The 15,474-nt window shown below is 62.8% G+C and carries 7 protein-coding genes; all 7 read right to left on the bottom strand.

What is annotated here, in order from left to right:
- Positions 1-98 precede the first annotated feature (98 nt).
- The 7 genes from CCR79_RS02120 to CCR79_RS13785 all read right to left on the bottom strand — a co-directional run bounded on the left by CCR79_RS02120 (position 99) and on the right by CCR79_RS13785 (position 15,472).
- Positions 99-1,520: a DUF262 domain-containing protein gene (locus tag CCR79_RS02120; protein ID WP_201168220.1), complete on the bottom strand. Its 1,422-nt coding sequence runs from the start codon at positions 1,518-1,520 to the stop codon at positions 99-101.
- A gap of 153 nt (positions 1,521-1,673) precedes the next feature.
- Positions 1,674-4,433, bottom strand: a complete 2,760-nt coding sequence (locus CCR79_RS02125; protein ID WP_201168222.1) for a TrlF family AAA-like ATPase — start codon at positions 4,431-4,433, stop codon at positions 1,674-1,676.
- Entirely contained in the window at positions 4,430-7,948 is a 3,519-nt protein-coding gene (locus tag CCR79_RS02130; protein WP_242510794.1) for a BREX-1 system adenine-specific DNA-methyltransferase PglX, read from the bottom strand. The genes CCR79_RS02125 and CCR79_RS02130 overlap by 4 nt, the downstream gene beginning before the upstream one ends.
- Before the next feature lie 27 nt (positions 7,949-7,975).
- Positions 7,976-11,422 carry a BREX system P-loop protein BrxC gene (brxC, locus tag CCR79_RS02135; RefSeq protein WP_242510795.1) on the bottom strand — a complete coding sequence of 1,149 codons (3,447 nt, stop codon included), beginning with the start codon at positions 11,420-11,422 and terminating at the stop codon, positions 7,976-7,978.
- A 9-nt stretch (positions 11,423-11,431) separates the two neighbouring features.
- A complete protein-coding gene (locus CCR79_RS02140) occupies positions 11,432-11,983 on the bottom strand; it encodes a BREX protein BrxB domain-containing protein (protein WP_201168223.1) in 552 nt (183 codons plus the stop codon).
- 10 nt (positions 11,984-11,993) lie between these two features.
- A complete protein-coding gene (locus CCR79_RS02145; protein ID WP_201168225.1) occupies positions 11,994-12,749 on the bottom strand; it encodes a hypothetical protein in 756 nt (251 codons plus the stop codon).
- Positions 12,750-12,826: 77 nt separating this feature from the next.
- Positions 12,827-15,472: an AAA family ATPase gene (locus CCR79_RS13785; protein ID WP_201168227.1), complete on the bottom strand. Its 2,646-nt coding sequence runs from the start codon at positions 15,470-15,472 to the stop codon at positions 12,827-12,829.
- Between the last annotated feature and the right edge of the window lie 2 nt (positions 15,473-15,474).

The raw sequence follows: 15,474 nt of genomic DNA on the forward strand, positions 1-15,474 counted from the left end.
GCAAACCCTTGCGAATGATGTTTGGCACTACAGCCTCTCACGGTGTGGCGCGCAATAAGTCTCTGACGCGCAAAGAGAGCCGCCGCTAGTACCCGGGCTCAACCGGCCGTTACCTGTTTAACTTGGGGGGGCAGGACATGCTCGATGGTAAGAATGCTGGGCTCGTAGGAGGCAGCCCCGTCGGAAAGGAAGGAATCAAGACGGAGAAGCAAATAATTCCGCCGGCGTGCGGTCAACCTATAGATTTCACCATTCAGAGCCCATCGCATGCTGGCCTTTTCATAATCTGTCAGTTCCACTGCCTGCACCGGATTTCTGGGCCCGTGCTCCCCTTCCAACGCGGCAAGGAGCTCTGCATAGCGTTCGATCCGCTGGTTAATATTGCGGGCACAAATGTGCATGTAGGCAGCCAAGCGCTCCAGCCGCTGAAAGAACCACAGCGCATATTCGGGTTCGTGCCGAAATCGGGAAAGGAACAGGATGGCGGGCGGGACCCAATCAGAGTTGTCGATGCGGTTGAGCCATCGAAGATAGGTATTCACCCCTTCCGCATTGCTTTCCGCCGAATAATTGCAATGCCGAGTGATGAACTGGGCCTCGGAGTAGGGCTCCAGAACGTCTTCAATGAGCTTAGACGGAGAACTCATCTGACTCTGAACCTGGTCCCGGAACTCCTCAAGCAAGGTCTTCTTGGCCTTGCTCTTGGCAAAAATCATCCGGGTATAGGCAAAAAGGTCATTGAAACCAGCCCGGCCGACCTTGGCCTCCATTGCCTCCCAGCGATCCGTGTAGTCCGCCTGCTCCGCTTCCGGCAGCTGGCCAATTATCTGGGCCTTGACGATATCCGTTGGCTGCAGATCCAGCCCCCGGTTGTTCATGACTGAAAAGACACGGAAGGCCGATTTTTGGTTTGGCGTGGAAACCGCCACTAAATAGCAACGCTGAAGTAAGAAACTAGCAAATTGTTTCAGGGATTCGGAGCCCTCACCAAACCGAATCTCCAGACGCCTCAATAACAACCGGCTATTGACCTGAATGTTCTGCTGGGCTTCATTATCCAGGGAGGTTTGGTCCAAACTCTCCAGACCTTCGAAATCTAATTGCTGCACATATTTGCCAAAAAACGCCTGATCCCGCGGTCGCAAGCTGAGCCTGGGCTTGGGCTCAAGCCCCTCCAGAGGATTGCCCGGTTCCTGGATATATTGGAGAACGGTTGACCGTAGCTCACCCGAAATCTTCGAAGCGATAGCGGCCAGGAGGATTGTGAGGGTAGTCAGGCGCTGCTGGCCGTCGATAACCTGGGCTTGGGGTTCGGCCTCCTGCTTGATCAGCACAATGCTGCCCAGGAAATAGTCGTCTTCTGCTTCGGTCCGATGGAACTCGTAAAGGTCGTCGAAAAGCTCCAGGGTTTCGTCGTCAGTCCAGGCATAGGGGCGCTGGTACGCCGGGATCTCGTACTGGAACTCGGCGCTGAAAATTTTCGCAAGTGGGTACTCCGCCCCACTGATCTTTTTGCTCATACGAACCTGCCCTTCGGTATCAGTAGGTTCGGTTATTCCTGCCCGCTATTGGTCAGGCCGCATCCAAGCCCAGGCCTCTCGGCTACATTGCAACTTGGACTCTTCGCCGCCTTCGATCCGCTCCAGGATGTCCATCCAGTCCATAGGCACTCCCTAGAACCCGTATTTCAGGCGGCGCAGCCGAAAGGCCTCATCCCCACCATCCACGGTCCGCACAATGGCATCGCGCACTTCCGGTTCCTCGATGGCCCCGGCGCAGGCCACCCGACCGTGACTGCCGCTGGCTTCAAGCTGGATCACTTGGTCGGCATCCCCGTTCACCACGATGTTGGCGTTGTGGGTGGCCACGATGATCTGCCGCTGCCCCTTGAGGCTCCGAAGAGCCGGAAGGACATCCTCGAACAGGAAGCGGTTGTCGAGCTGATCCTCCGGCTGATCGATCACCAGGGGCCGCTCGTCGGCGGTCTTGAGCAGGAGGGAGAGGAGCACACTGACGCGGCGGCCACCCGACAGCATTTCCAGGCGACGGTATTCCCCTTCCGAGCCCTCCACTTGGTGCTCAAGGACATACCGGTCCGGATTGCGCAGAGCCTCCAGTTCCCGTTTCTTCCCTGGCGTCATCTGCTCCCGGAAGCTTTCCTGCACCGAGGAAGACATCCCCCAATCAGCCAGCCGATCTTCCGCCAAAGCCCGGACCAGCCCGTCCGGCGAAGGGCGGGCTTCCTCAGCGAGCCCATTCCACCACCGGCTAATTCCTTTTTGCTTGAGGCCCTGAAGAAACCTGTCCAATGGCTCACTGCGACCATTTTCGATCCGCCGCGCCCGGATACGGCCCTCGAAATCGATGGCAATGCGAGCCATGACCCGGTCGAAGGCCTCCCGCTGCTCGCGCACGACATCCTGGCGCTCCGCCAACAGGCTCCGGAAGCTGGCTTCCGCATTCTGGCACTTTTGCTGGACCTTCCGGAGGTTGTCCCGGTAGCTCTCCAGGAGCGAAGCCTGCCGGTTAAGGGACGTGAACTCCTGGATACGGCTGGCATTGAACCCTTGTTCGGCCAAGGCCCGTTCCACGGAGGTCCGAAGCTCCTTTTCGCGAGCCTCCAACGCCTGCACGACGTTTCCGGTTCCCTCGCGCCAGGCTTCCAGCTCCTGCCGCAGGGCATGCAGACTATGCTGGATAGCTTGCCAGCGGCGTCCGCTTTCCTGGGGATCCGCTCCCTGTTCCTGTAGGTGACGGACCAGCGCCTCGTCTGTCTCGGGCAGCTCGAGGCCTCGGGCTTCCTCCACCAGCGAGCCCAACTTGGCCTGGACGTCCTCCCCGCCTCGCAGGGCCTCCTGCCACTGCTGGCGTCGCTGGGAGACGGCATGAAGATCCTCCACCCCGGCCTCGGAAAAGGCCTCCAGTTCCTTTTGCGCCCCCTGAGCCCGCTCGAAGGCCTGCTGGGCCTCCGCCTGCTCCTCATCCAGCCCATTCAACTGGTTGGCCAGCCGCTTGGCCTCGTCGTCTATACTACGGAGGCGTTTTTCCCGCTCTCGGATGCTTTGGGCTTCCCTGGGAACCAACCGGGCCAGAATATCTTCCACAGAATCCGGCTGGTCGGCGAGGCGCTGCAGCTCGTTCTGGGTGTAGAAAACCGCCGGCCACTGCTCGTGCAGGGGACGGGTGCGATCCTGGCCCGGACAATCCAGGCTTACTTCCGCGGAGCCGGCCCGGAGACGCTGCCCACCTCCTTCCACCTGCTTACGAAGGCTTTCATAGTGCGGCAGAGGGGCATCCACATGGGCTCGCAAACCATCGAGCAGGGTGCTCTTTCCCGTCATGCTGCCGCCAATGATGCAGGTTAGGTCGGGGCTAAATTCGAAAACGGCCTCTTCGCCCTCGGCCCCGAAGAATGAGGCCGACCCGTGCACGGTGACCGAGCGCAGCCACGGTCGTTCGCTCGTCGTCACATCAGGGGGATTGGCAAGGGGGCGAAGCTCGCCGGATTCATCCCGCTCGAAGCCGATCCGGACGCGGGATTCACTGGCGATAAACGCCTGGCGCAGGGCCTCAATCGTCGGGGAGGCCAGCTTTAGCCAGGTATGGCGTTCCCCGATTCGGTCGACCGTATAGGCGTCGCTGTTGTGGCAGAAGGCTTGGCGATGGTCCTCCATTCCCTGTACCAGCCAGTGCCTACCATCCACGGTTTCTTGGGGAAGTTTATTGTCCCCAAGCTCAAGGCCCCGAACCTCTTCGTGCTCAAAGAGTTTTAAAATCTCTCCCTTCTTAGCACCTAGCAAACCCGTTTCGTTATCGATATGGGGGGCAAGGACCAGATAATGCCAGAGATATGAACCATCCTCCCGCTGACCACATTCCCGCTCAACAAAATCTCTAAGGTTGTTGAAGCCGTCCTTCGCTGTATTGCTAGAAACCCGCAGGCTAGTCCCGTCCCACGGGGAGGCACCCCCCATCAGGACATCAAACAGCCTCAGATACCGATCGCGCCCGATTTCCGGGTCGAACAAGAACAGAAGATGCAACCCCTTTTTTCCGTCCTTGAAGCTCGGCTCGAAACCTGGAAAAACAGCATAGATTTTGTCGCGGAAAGCTACGCCGTCATCATCGGAGCCGGATCCCCACTCCTCCAAGATCCGCCACACGGCGCTCGCATCCGAGCCACTACCCGCTCGGGGGGAATGCGGCGTAACCCCCAGTACATGAATCTTGTTGGCAATGGCCGCTTGCAGATAACGGCGGGCATAAGCCTGGAGGGCTTCCGGATTACCGGGATCCGCGTTCAGCCCATCTGGCCATTTCGCGAGCCCACCCGGATGGTCATCAATGGTATGCAGGTGGAGGTCGGCCTTGAACCAGCGGGCCCCGGGGACCTCCTGGTGCCAACGACTGTCCGCGTTTCGGTAACCGCTCATGTCGCTTCCCCCTTTTCCGCCTGTTTTCGGGCCGCCTGCTTGTCGGCCAGGCTCAGGTGGTGGTCGTTGATGCGGTCACCCTCTTTGCCCCCGTATTGCGGTCCCAAGTGGTACCAGGGGGCGGACTCCACGTCCCGGCCCCGGTCCTTTTTCCAGTTGATGTTGGGCTTATCACGCAGGATGCCGGCGCCCTTTTTCCGGACATCTTCCACTGTCATGAAGGGTCGGATGTTGAGGCGAACGCCATCGTTGAGGTCCGGATTCCAGCCGATGGGCTGCTCTCCGAGCGGCTTCCAGCGGACGAAGATGTCGTAGGGGGCTTCGCCTTCCAGAATCAGCTCCAGGCGCTTCTGGAGCTGCTCCGCCGCCGCAAGGCGCTCTCCGGCCCCATCAACGCCCTGATCCTGATCCTGCTTTTGGCGGGCGATCCAGTCGCCCAGGTAGGTGTAGGTCAGTGTCTCGAGGTTCTTGTAGCCGAGCTTGTGGTAGTTTACCAGGACGGAGAAGCCGTCTTTGAGGCCGTCCCAGAGGTGCCAGATGAAGGGACGCTGCTGGAAAAGCTTGCAGTGCTGGGCGAAGAACTTGTCCCGCAACCAGGATTCCAGGGTTTTGCCGCCGTGGTCGACGCTCTGGAGGAGCCGGCTTAGGACATCGTTGGACCAGTCGTCGCCGTAGGCGGCGGCGAGCAAGTTCAAGAGCCGGTCCCCGGCCGCGGCCTCACCGCCCACCGGGGGAATGCAGACGATGCCGTCGTTATCGGTATAGGGGCGGAGCGCCTCGCAAGCCGCCACCCACTCCCGCTGCTCCGGCGCCAGCTCCATGTCCGGATCATATTCGGCTGGCCACCGGTAGCCCAGGAGGCGGGCGACGGCCACCTGGAGAACCGTATCGTCGGTGCGCTTGTCCCCGTAAGCAGTCCACTTGGCTTCCTCGTCCCAGACCACCGAGCCGCAAGGGTGGCCGTGGAAGATCCATTGGGTGGGATCGTTAGAGTAAGGGTACGGAAGGCCTTTAGGGTATTGTTCTTCGGCGACTTTGGTCCAGTAGTCAAGGTCGAAGGGGACCTTTACCAAGGTAGGGTATGTCACCTTTAAGGTTTGATCTAAAGCTCGAACTGCTCGATTATACTCCGGGGACGAGCAGAAACACCATAATGGCAATAAGTGTTTAGACTCCTTTGGGACCAAAACTGCCGTATTATCATCAAAGGCGTTGCCCGTATATATAGTAACAGGCAAATGTCGCATCTGCGTTACTGCTATACCGCATTTTTCCCAAGCTTCGAGCCCGGTAATAACCACCGGTGCCTTAGTCTGTTGGCGGGCCTTTAGGGCCCCTCTGCCTTCTTCCCATAAAAGAATATTATTCTTGCCTGAAAAATGTTTGGTTTCTCGAATTGTCGTCTGCTGATAAACCCATTTTCGGGTTTTAGCAGGAAGTTCCCAATAGCACTTTCCGAAGTAGGCATAATCAGTAGTGGAGATCCCATGGTATGGATAAGCAATTACTGAAAGGAACTCTGTATGTTCATATTCAACAAATTGAACTGCAGCATCTGGATTGCCCAACTGCTCCCTCTGCTCGACCTCCTTCACCTCATCCGCAACCAACTCCGCTGCTTTGTCCCGTGCGGTAGGCGCTTCGGCCACATCCAACCCACGAATCAAGTTCCCGCTGGCTTCCTCGCCAAAAAGCCCTTCTACATCCTGTGATTCGGTACTACCCCGCCCCAAAGTCAGCAGTATCCCCTTGACCACCTCACCACTGATGGTCTCAAACGCCCCTGCCCCCAACCGTGCCACTAAAAGCCAGCGTTCCTGCTTCAGCAGCTTCTCCCGGAGCTTCTTATAGCTCGTCAGGAACAACCAGTTCTGCGGCAGCACGAGGCTAGTGGTGCCCTCCTCCCCGCAGAACGCCAAGCACCGCTCCAGGAAGACGGTGGCCAAGTCGTTCTTGGCCGCCGGATAGTTGCTCCCGCAAAAGTCCCGCAGCCGTTCCGACTGCTTACCCCTTTGCAGGTAAGGCACATTGGTAATCACCCAGTGGTATTGCCCCGCCAGCAGCGTGGCCGCCCTCGCCACCCCCTGGGCCGCCACGCCCGCCTCGAACTCCTCGTCACTATGCCCATTGGCCGCCAAAGCCTCTTGCAGGGTCTGCTCCAGCTCGGACCACTCCACCACCTTGGCGGCATCGCTGCGGGCCGGGTCGATGAGGCTGCCGAGCACCGGGGCGTTGCTGAAGGTTTCGTGGAGCCAGTCCATGCCGATGCGCAGGTTCCGGCGGTCCGGGGCGAGCTGCTTCCATTCCTCCTTGGCCACGCCCACGGAGAGGCCGCTGCAGGCGAGGTTTAGCTCGGGGAGGGACCGATAGCCGCCCGCTTCGGGATAACGCCAGGCGGTCAGCGCCAGGGCAAAGGCGGCCAACTCCACGCAGCGCTGGTCGATCTCCAGGCCGTGCAGGTTCTCGGCCAGCACCCGATCCACGGCCTGGCGGGCCTCCAGGCCCTCCAGCTCCATGCGCATGGGTACCAGCATGAAGAAGGCGGCCACCAGGAAGTGGCCGGAGCCGCAGCAGGGGTCCATGACTCGAAATTCGGCCAGGTTCTCCGGCCATTGGTCGAAGGTGCCCGCAGCAGGCGTCCAAGTACCGTCCTCCTGCTGGACGAAGCGCAGGTAGGTCAGCGGTACGCCGGGCAGAGCCGCCTTGTTTCGCAGCTCCTGCTCACTGGCCGCAGTTCGGAAGTCGTCCTCACCCAGGCGCCGCGCCGCCCACCAAGCACCCAGGCCGTTGTCGAGCTGGAAGGCCACCATGTAGGGCTCGGTGAACAGCTGGGTAACGGCGGGCAGCTCCCGCTCGCCGATCTTGACCTCGGCCGCATTAATTTCGTCTTTCCGGGCGGACTGCCAGAACTGGTAGACCCAGCCCAGGGCGTCGGAGGCGGTGAATACGGCCTGGGGCAGCTCGGCGATCAGCCGTTCCAGCCGCTGTTCGTGCTCCGGCGGCAAGGCCAGCTCCAGCGCAGGGGAGTCGGCGCGGAAGATCTGCGGCAGCATGCCGGAGGCGTAGCGGGCGGCCAGCTCCCAGCCGTTGCGGGCCCCCTCGTCGGCGGCCAGGTCCTCGCACTCCTCGAGGGTGATGGCCACCGGTTCGTCGGGATCCGGGTACATGAGTAGGTCGTTCTCGGCCAAGAAGCGGGCGAAGAGCATGCGATGCCAGTGCTCGTAGGCCACCTCCTCCACCAGGCGCTCGATCTCCTGGGTTTCCTTCTGCGGATGGCGGTGATCCCCGAGCTGGCGACCGTGGGCACGAAGCCGCCGGCGGCGTTCGCGCTCCGCCTCGCTGAGGTGCGGGAACGGGGCCGCCTCCCCTACGCCGAGCTGCTCCAGGGCGGCTTGACCCCCCGTCTCGGCGGTCTCCCGTGCCTGTATGATGGTCTTTTCCAGCTGGCTGCGTAGATCTCGATCCAGGGGTTGCATCCACTTCCTCTCGGGGCGTTTTCCGTCGTCGTCAGCCATGGTCACTTGAACCGAAGGAGGCGGTGCCTATCGGGGTCGGATGGGCCCGCGGGCCAGGGCTTCCACCAAACGGCTACGCACCTCCTGGAGCCACTGGTCCACTTCCGCCTCACTCTGCAGCGTGCGCCTGGGCGTAGCCACCTCTTGCACTTCCGGCTGCAGGAGTTCGGCGGCCTCCTGGGCAACCTCCTCGAAACGGGCCGGTAGGGCCGCGACCCGCTCGCTCAGGGCATCTAGGGGCTGGCGCCTCAAGGTCTCCAGGATCTCGTCTGTCGAGCCCACCTGGATCGCCGGCCAATCCGCATTGGTAAGGCGCTGCTGGGCCAGAAGCTGATTGCGCTGCTCCGGCTGCAGCTGTTGCCAGCTCTCGTCCTGCTCGAGCCGCTCCATGCCGGCCTGGTGGCGCTGGGTGAACTGCTCGGCGAGTTGATTGAGCCGCTCGCGCAAGGCCTGGCTGAACCGGTCGATCAACGGCTCGACGGGATCGGGATCGGTCAATAAACGGCGGTGGTCGCGGATGGCCTGGACCTGGCTGAGCAGGGCCTCGCCATCCGGCAGCTCACTAGCCGGCTGGGCCAACTTCTCCAAGGTCTGCCAACGGGGGAGGCGCTCCTCAATCGCTTCACCCCGCTGCCGCCAGTCCTCGATGGCCTGCTTGATCTCGTCCCGCCGGTTATAGATGGCAAGGAGTTGCTCGTTGCCAGCGCTCAGGCGGATCTCCTCGAGGAACGCCGTATCGGGCCTTTCGGGTGACGGCGGCTCGCCACCGGCCCTGTCGGCCAGGTTGTTCAGCCGCTGGATGAACTCTCCGGCGACGCTGCCTTCGGCACCTTGGGCCACCGACATCCCCAACTTCTGGAACACCTGCCGGATCTGAAGTCGCTGGCTGGTGGATATGGTGGTCGCCTCCACCTTAAAACGCGTCTTACCGATCGCTTGGCTATTCAGCTCCGCGGGCTCGACAGCACGGCCGTTTTCGTCTTCTGCGCGGATATCGCCGGACACCAGCAGCGCCTGGAGGGCGCCGTGCACGGCGTCGCGGGGCCAACCGTAAGGGGGCGCCTCAAAGTGCGCCCGGATCTCGGCCCCCTTCTTGCCCGCGGCGATATAGGCAACCACCTCCTTGCACACCGGATTCTTGGCCACTTCGCCCTCGTACCCCACGGCCTGCAAGGCATCCGGGACCCCTTTGCGAGCCTTGTCATAGACCTTATCCCACCCCTTGTGGTCGGCCAGGTGGAATTTGGGATAGAGCCGTTGAAGGGCATTACGAGCAGCCTCTTCCACCGCCGCAGCTAGATTGTTCCCGAGCACCTCGTTGCCGCCTCCCTGGAAGACCCGACCCCCGGAAAGGGCCTCATCGAGGAGCTCGCTGATGCGAGTCTCAGCTTGGTTGCGTGTAGTCTCCATGGCCGCCTTGGCCTCGGTACCAGCTGGCCCTTCCGGCGTTCCCCGCTTGTCGAGCGTAGCCTGGGCGGCCTTGTAGTCGATGAGCTGGTTATGCAAATCGTCCACAGACCGCTTGGGGATAAATACAAAGACGGTCGGAGACTGGCTCCCCGCCTGGCGCGCATCAGCCAGGACGGAATTCTCATCCGTCACCCATCCGCTACGGACCCAGATACAGACCTTTTCTTGGCTGTCCTTGGGCAGATCCGATTCGAAAATGGGGTGGAGGACGCGAGGAACCTTGGCCTCACCCTGATTCAGCGAAGATCGCCCTACGGCCTCCTGGAAACGTCGGCGGAGGCGATCGTCCCGCTCAGCATGGATGCGATGAGCCTGGCTGTTCAGGTCGCCACGCTGCCTTAGAAACTCATCCTGCCAAGCCTGGCTCTCCTCTGTCTGGATACGATATTCGTCCCCGACACGCAGCAGGAGCTCGCAATCGTCCATGAGCGCCGGTAGCTTGGCGCGAAGGGAACCGCTCCCTTCCCCGAGCTCTTCCACCATTAGGTCAGCGACAGTATCCACATCTGCCCGCAAATTGGTTTCTTGGCCCTCAGAAGCAACTTTGTTGATCAAGAATACCAGGGCACAGGCTCTCGCCTTGAGCTGCTCGTCTTCAGAACCGTAATACCAAGACAGGGTCTGATCATGGACGTTCCGGGGCAGGATGCGGGCCTGGAGGAGCCGGTCGGCGGTATCAAAGTAGAGGTAATCCCCGGCCACCACGGTGCCCAGTGGTTCATCCAGATTGGTCTGAATAGCCTTATGGACCATACTCAGCTGGTTGCGAAGCTGGCTCTCGGTACCGGTCTGGTCGAGCACCCGGAGGGCTCGCTCCCAGAAGCGGCGCCGTACCGGCAGGATGGGGTAATCGGCCGTGAAGACCTCCTTATCCGATTGCCGATGCTCGAATTCGGTACCGGCCAGGTGCCGAGAGATCTCTCCCAGGTTCGTCTCCAAAGTTTGCTGGATCGCTTCCTGGGCCTCGGGTCTCTTAGCGAGTATGACCTGCCGGATAACCGCGTCCACGTCCGTATCCGAAAGCTCAATGCGGACGGTGAAACGGCCCTCTAACTTCTTCAGGTTGCTCGTACCCGTAATGGCAGTTTGACCTGTGCCGACGAACATCAGCTTCCCGCCGAACTGCTTGGAACACGCTTCTACTGCCTCCTGCACCTCGATGGAGCGCTCGGTGTCCCCGCCGATATATTGCTGGATCTCATCGAGGACGATGAGGGTCAGAGGAAATTTTCCATCCCCAGCCAAGGCCTGCCTGATGGACTTAACCATCTCGTCGCTAGAGACATCATCGACATTAGGATAGAGATGGAGCAGGACCTCTGCGCAGCTTTCCGCTTGAGGAAAGATGTTGGGCTTCACCTGAACCAGCGTTTCATGCAGGTCCTCGGATACATAGAGATTGTCCAACTCTTCCTGCCAGTCCAGCCCAGCACCCTCGATCCGGCGGCGGACTTCCTCGTAGATGCCCTCCGACTTCAGCCACATGACGAAACGGGCCTGGGGGTACTGGGGCGGCAAACCGGCCGCACGGAAAATAACCGCGAGCAGAGCCAACCGCACGCTCTTGTCCCGCGAGCTGGCCCCCAAGGTCCCGGACGCGGCAAACAAGCCTCCGTGGCGTTTACCCTCATTGTTCAATTCGGTGAATAGATCGGCGACCCCTTGAGGCAGGTTGGTAACGCCCCGCGCCGCTGCCCCGTCGGGGAAGCTTTGGTCCACCCAAAGGGTACGCAGCACCTTGACCAAGTGAGATTTGCCGGATCCGAAAAAGCCACTGACCCAGACGGCAGGCTGCTCCGCTTTATCAATATTCTTCAGGAAGGTGTCCAGGATATGGGCCATGCCCTCCCGGTATTGGCCGTCGCAAACAAAGGTCTCCAGCTCATAGCGGAGTACCGAAAGCGCCTCGGAGGTGGTGGCGTCGTTAACATTGGCGACGCCTTCGTTGGCTAGCTTGCGCTCGGCGGGATCGGTTAAATAGATGTCCCGGTTTTTCATCACCATGAATCGCCCTTATCTGCCTTGGTCCGGGGTAATCGGGGTGGCGTGGTAGTTCCAGCCGTCGTAACCGTCCAGCAGCCGGTAGTTATTCTCTTCATAGCCCCCCGGGAAGAACACCAATAACCGCCCCGCGACTTTTGGGGCCAAGATATCCACCACTTCTTTTACCTTCAGGAAACCAAACAAGCTGCCTACGCCCTTGAGGGCGATAACCGCATTTTCGTCAGCCAGATCTTCGCTAAGCAACTCTTCGAAACGTCCTACGATATAAGACCGGTATCTCGGTAGCAGCATGGACAAAAGGTGAGGGGACCGGAAGTACTTTTCCTTGTGCCGTTGCGAGGCCATCCACTGCGGAAAAGTATCGGTCAGGTCGAATTCAGCCCATCCATGACCAGCCTCTCGTGTGGCCAGCTCAAACTCACCGATTTTAGCCCGCAGCCTTAGCTCTTCCTGCTCCGGATAGACGCAAAACATAACCCGCTGGACAGCGGCTGTGTCATCCCGCCACGGGAGCTCGATAAAGGACCGGTAGGACTGGATCAGGCGCTGGGTCTTGCTCATGGAGTTCCTCTTAATCGCCCTGATGCAGAATCTTGGGAAAGCCCACCTCGATCACCTGACCGATGCGCTTGAACACCATCCACCCGCGCCGGGAAGCCTGCTCCGCCAGATCCATTATCTTTTCCGTATCGCAATCAAGGAGTTGGGCGTACTCCGTTTCCAGAAGCAATTCGCCACGCACACCCATTAAATGACCGATAAAAAGGGCATAAGCAGCAGATCCGGGTGTAGGGGCCGGCTTTGATCGAATCTTCCGATACCGACCCTGCAAAAGGCCGGCCTTGGTAAAAGTGGCATTAATATTCTGAGCGACCGACTTGCGCGTCGCCTCACTGAATCGATCGGGGTAATTATCAGATAAAAAGCCTTGAAGATCCTCTGTAGTAATCCGTTCACCCTGTTTCTGGCGAAGAATAAAGGGAGCGCCCGCCCGTAAGACCTCATCGCGGGCAAAGGCACACAACAAAGCTAACAACCGGTGCCCGTCCGGATCCAGTTGCCAGAAAAATTGAAGACCCCGGAAAAGCGGCACCGATGAATCCAGGGCATATAACTCAACCAAGTGACGGCAGGTAAGGATACGGCTCCTACCGGACCTTTTGCCTAAGCAATTCTCTTCCTCGATGGCGTAACGGTAGGCTTCAGGAGGAACCTCGCGCTCAGGGAATTTAGCCAGTAATTGCTCAAGTTCCGTCAGCATCATAGAGCGCGCCCCGTGAGCACCACCGGTGCTGACGCGAAACCCCTGCGACTCCAACTCGCTCATCATCGTATGCTTTCCCGTAACGGTTCCGAAGGGCCATGGGGCCGCTTCATTCGGAGTCGCACAATGATATTGCACTATCACCCCATCCGAAACTCCACCGCCCCCAGCGACAGATAGTCCATGGGCCGGCAGGTGAGCACCAGGACCTGGTGCCGCTGGGCCGAGCGGGCGAGGAGGTGCTTCATGGTGTCGAAGCGCTCCTGGTCGGCGTAGACCAGGGCGTCGTCGAGGATCACTGGGGGCGCCTCGCCGCCGGCCTCGGCGAGCAGGTCCGCGAAGGCCAGGCGGGTGAGCACCGCCACCTGCTCCCGGGCGCCGATGCTGAGCTGGGTGAAGGCCTCCGCCTGGCCGCCCCGCTGCAGCCCCTCCACGGCCAGGGTGTCGCTCAGCACGGGCTCGGCACCGGGGAACAGGTAGCGCAGGTACGGGACCAGGTAGCGGTTCAGGGGGGCGAGGTAGGCCTGCCGGGCCTCCCGCGCGGCCTCCTCCAGGGCCCCGGCGGCCCGCCAGACGGCCGCCGCCTCCCGCTCCACGGCGGCGGCCTGCCGCTCGGCGGCCTCCTCCTCGCGGGCCAGCTCGGCCACCTGCTCGCTGAGGCCCTCGTCGCCCGTCTCGCGCAGGGCCCGGCGCAGGCCGTCGGCCTCCCGCTCGAGCTCCTGCTCGCGCTCCTTGGCCTTGGTCACGGCGGCCCGGGCGTGGGTCACCTCTGTCTCGATGGCCTCCGGGTCCAGGGCGTCGAGGGCCTCCCGCGCCTCCCGGGCCGCCACCGTGGCCGCCTCCTCCTGGCCCTGCTTGTCGCTCAGGGCGCGGGCGAGGGTCTCGTCGTCGGCCTCGGCGCGGGCCTCGTTGAGCTGGCGCTGGTGCCGCGCCCGGTTGCGCTGGATCTCCTCCAGGCGGGTGCGGGCCTGGGTCAGGCGGTTGTCCGCCGCCTGGACGGTCTGCTGCTGAGCGTCGAGGGCCTGGCGCGCCTGGTTCCGGGCGGTCTCCGCGCCCTCGCGCTCTTGGCGGGCCTGCTCGCAGGCCGCCGCTAGCGCCTCGCCCTCGGGGTCATCCTCAGCGGGCGTGGGCAGGCCGGCCAGCTCGGCGTCGAGCTGGTCCAGGCGCTCCCGGAGGCCCGCCAGACCGCCCGTCTCCTCCGGGGCCAGGGCGGCGAGGCGCTGGGCCTGGTTGCTGGCCTCCTGCTCGTGGGCCTGCTTGCGGGCGAGCTGGTCCTCGGCCTCGGCCAGGGTGGCCACGCCCAGCGCATCGAGAGCCGCATCCCGCTCCCGCCGGGCGCGGCGGGCCTGCTCCTTCTGCTCGGGCAGCTCGGCGCCGCCGGCCTGCACCTGGATCCGCCCGACCCCGTCCAGCATCACCTCGGCCTCGCCGGTGATGCGGTAGCCGGTGCCGTCGCCCTGGGCCTCGCCGGTCACCTGGTAGGCCACGTTGACGGCCAGCTCCATCTGGGTGGCCGCGCCCTGCAGGCGGGCCTCGGCCTCGCCGAGGGCCTGCTCCTGGCCGCGCAGGGCCTGGAGGGCCTGGTCGGTGACGGCCAGGGCGTTGGCGGCCTTGCGGGCCTCCCGCGCCGCGGCCTCCGCCGCGGCGGCCTTGGCCAGGGTGTCGGCGACCCGGTTACGCTCGGCCTGCACCGTCTGGCGGCGCCGCAGGCCCTCGAGGTGGCGCTCCCGGGCGCGGTGGCGGTCCAGGGCCGTCTCCGCCGCCTCCAGGGCCCGGGCCAGGCGGTCCCGCTCGGCACCGGCCTGCTCGGCCTCCCCCTGGCGGGCGGTGACGGTCTCCTCGGACTCGGCCTCCTGCTCCGCCAGCTCGGCCACGGCGTCGCGCAGGGTCTGCCGGCCCTGCCAGCGCTCCTGGGCCTGGGCCCGCTCGGTAGCGGCGAGCTTGGCCTGCTGCTCGGCGTCGTCAACGGCCCGACGGCGCTGATCCAGCTCCTGCTGGCGCGCCTCGGCCGCCTGCTGGCGCGTTTCCATCTGCGCCACCACGCCCTCCGCGCGCATGCGTGCGCGCTCCTGCTCCACCCGCTCCAGCCGCTCGCGGCGCTCGGCCTCCTCGTGGAGCCGCTGCTCGGCCGCCTCCCGGGCCGCCCGGGCCCGCTCCTGGGCCGCTCGGGCCTCCTTCAGCTCGCCCCGCGGCTTGCCGGCCTTGGTCCAGAACCGGTCGCGCTCCGTGGCGAACTCCTGGAGCAGACGGGGGCCGACATCACCTCCGAGGACCTCGCCCACCTCCGTGTCGAGGACGCCCGCGAGCGAGTCGCGGGCCGTGGCATTGGGAACGACGGGCTCGAAGGTCTCGCCCTGGGATACCCACAGCAGGCCCCACAGGCCGTGGTGCTCGAGCTTGCTAGCCCCCTTGCCGGGGCGCTGGAAGCCGAGCAGGGCCTGGAGCTGGTCCTCGGCCGCGTCGTCGGCCCAGGCCTGCCCGCCCCCGCGCAGCTCGGCGGCGGGCTTGCTCACGAAGCGCTTCCAGAGGCGGTATTCCGTGCCGTCCACGGTGAAATCCAGCTCCACCTCGGGCGCCACGGCGGCGCCCAGCGGCTGCATGGCGCGGGCGGCTTCCCCCATCAGGCCGTGCTTCTCGAACAGTGCGGCGCGGATGGCCTCGAGGAGGGTCGACTTGCCCTCCTCGTTGCCGCCGCCGATGACCGCGAGGCCAGACGGCAGCTCGGCGATCTCCACGGGCCCCATGAGCTTGCGGAAGTTGGTGACGCGGACGCGCTGAAGCTGCACGG

This window comes from Halorhodospira halophila, from assembly GCF_016653405.1.
In the GTDB taxonomy this organism is placed as follows: domain Bacteria; phylum Pseudomonadota; class Gammaproteobacteria; order Nitrococcales; family Halorhodospiraceae; genus Halorhodospira; species Halorhodospira halophila_A.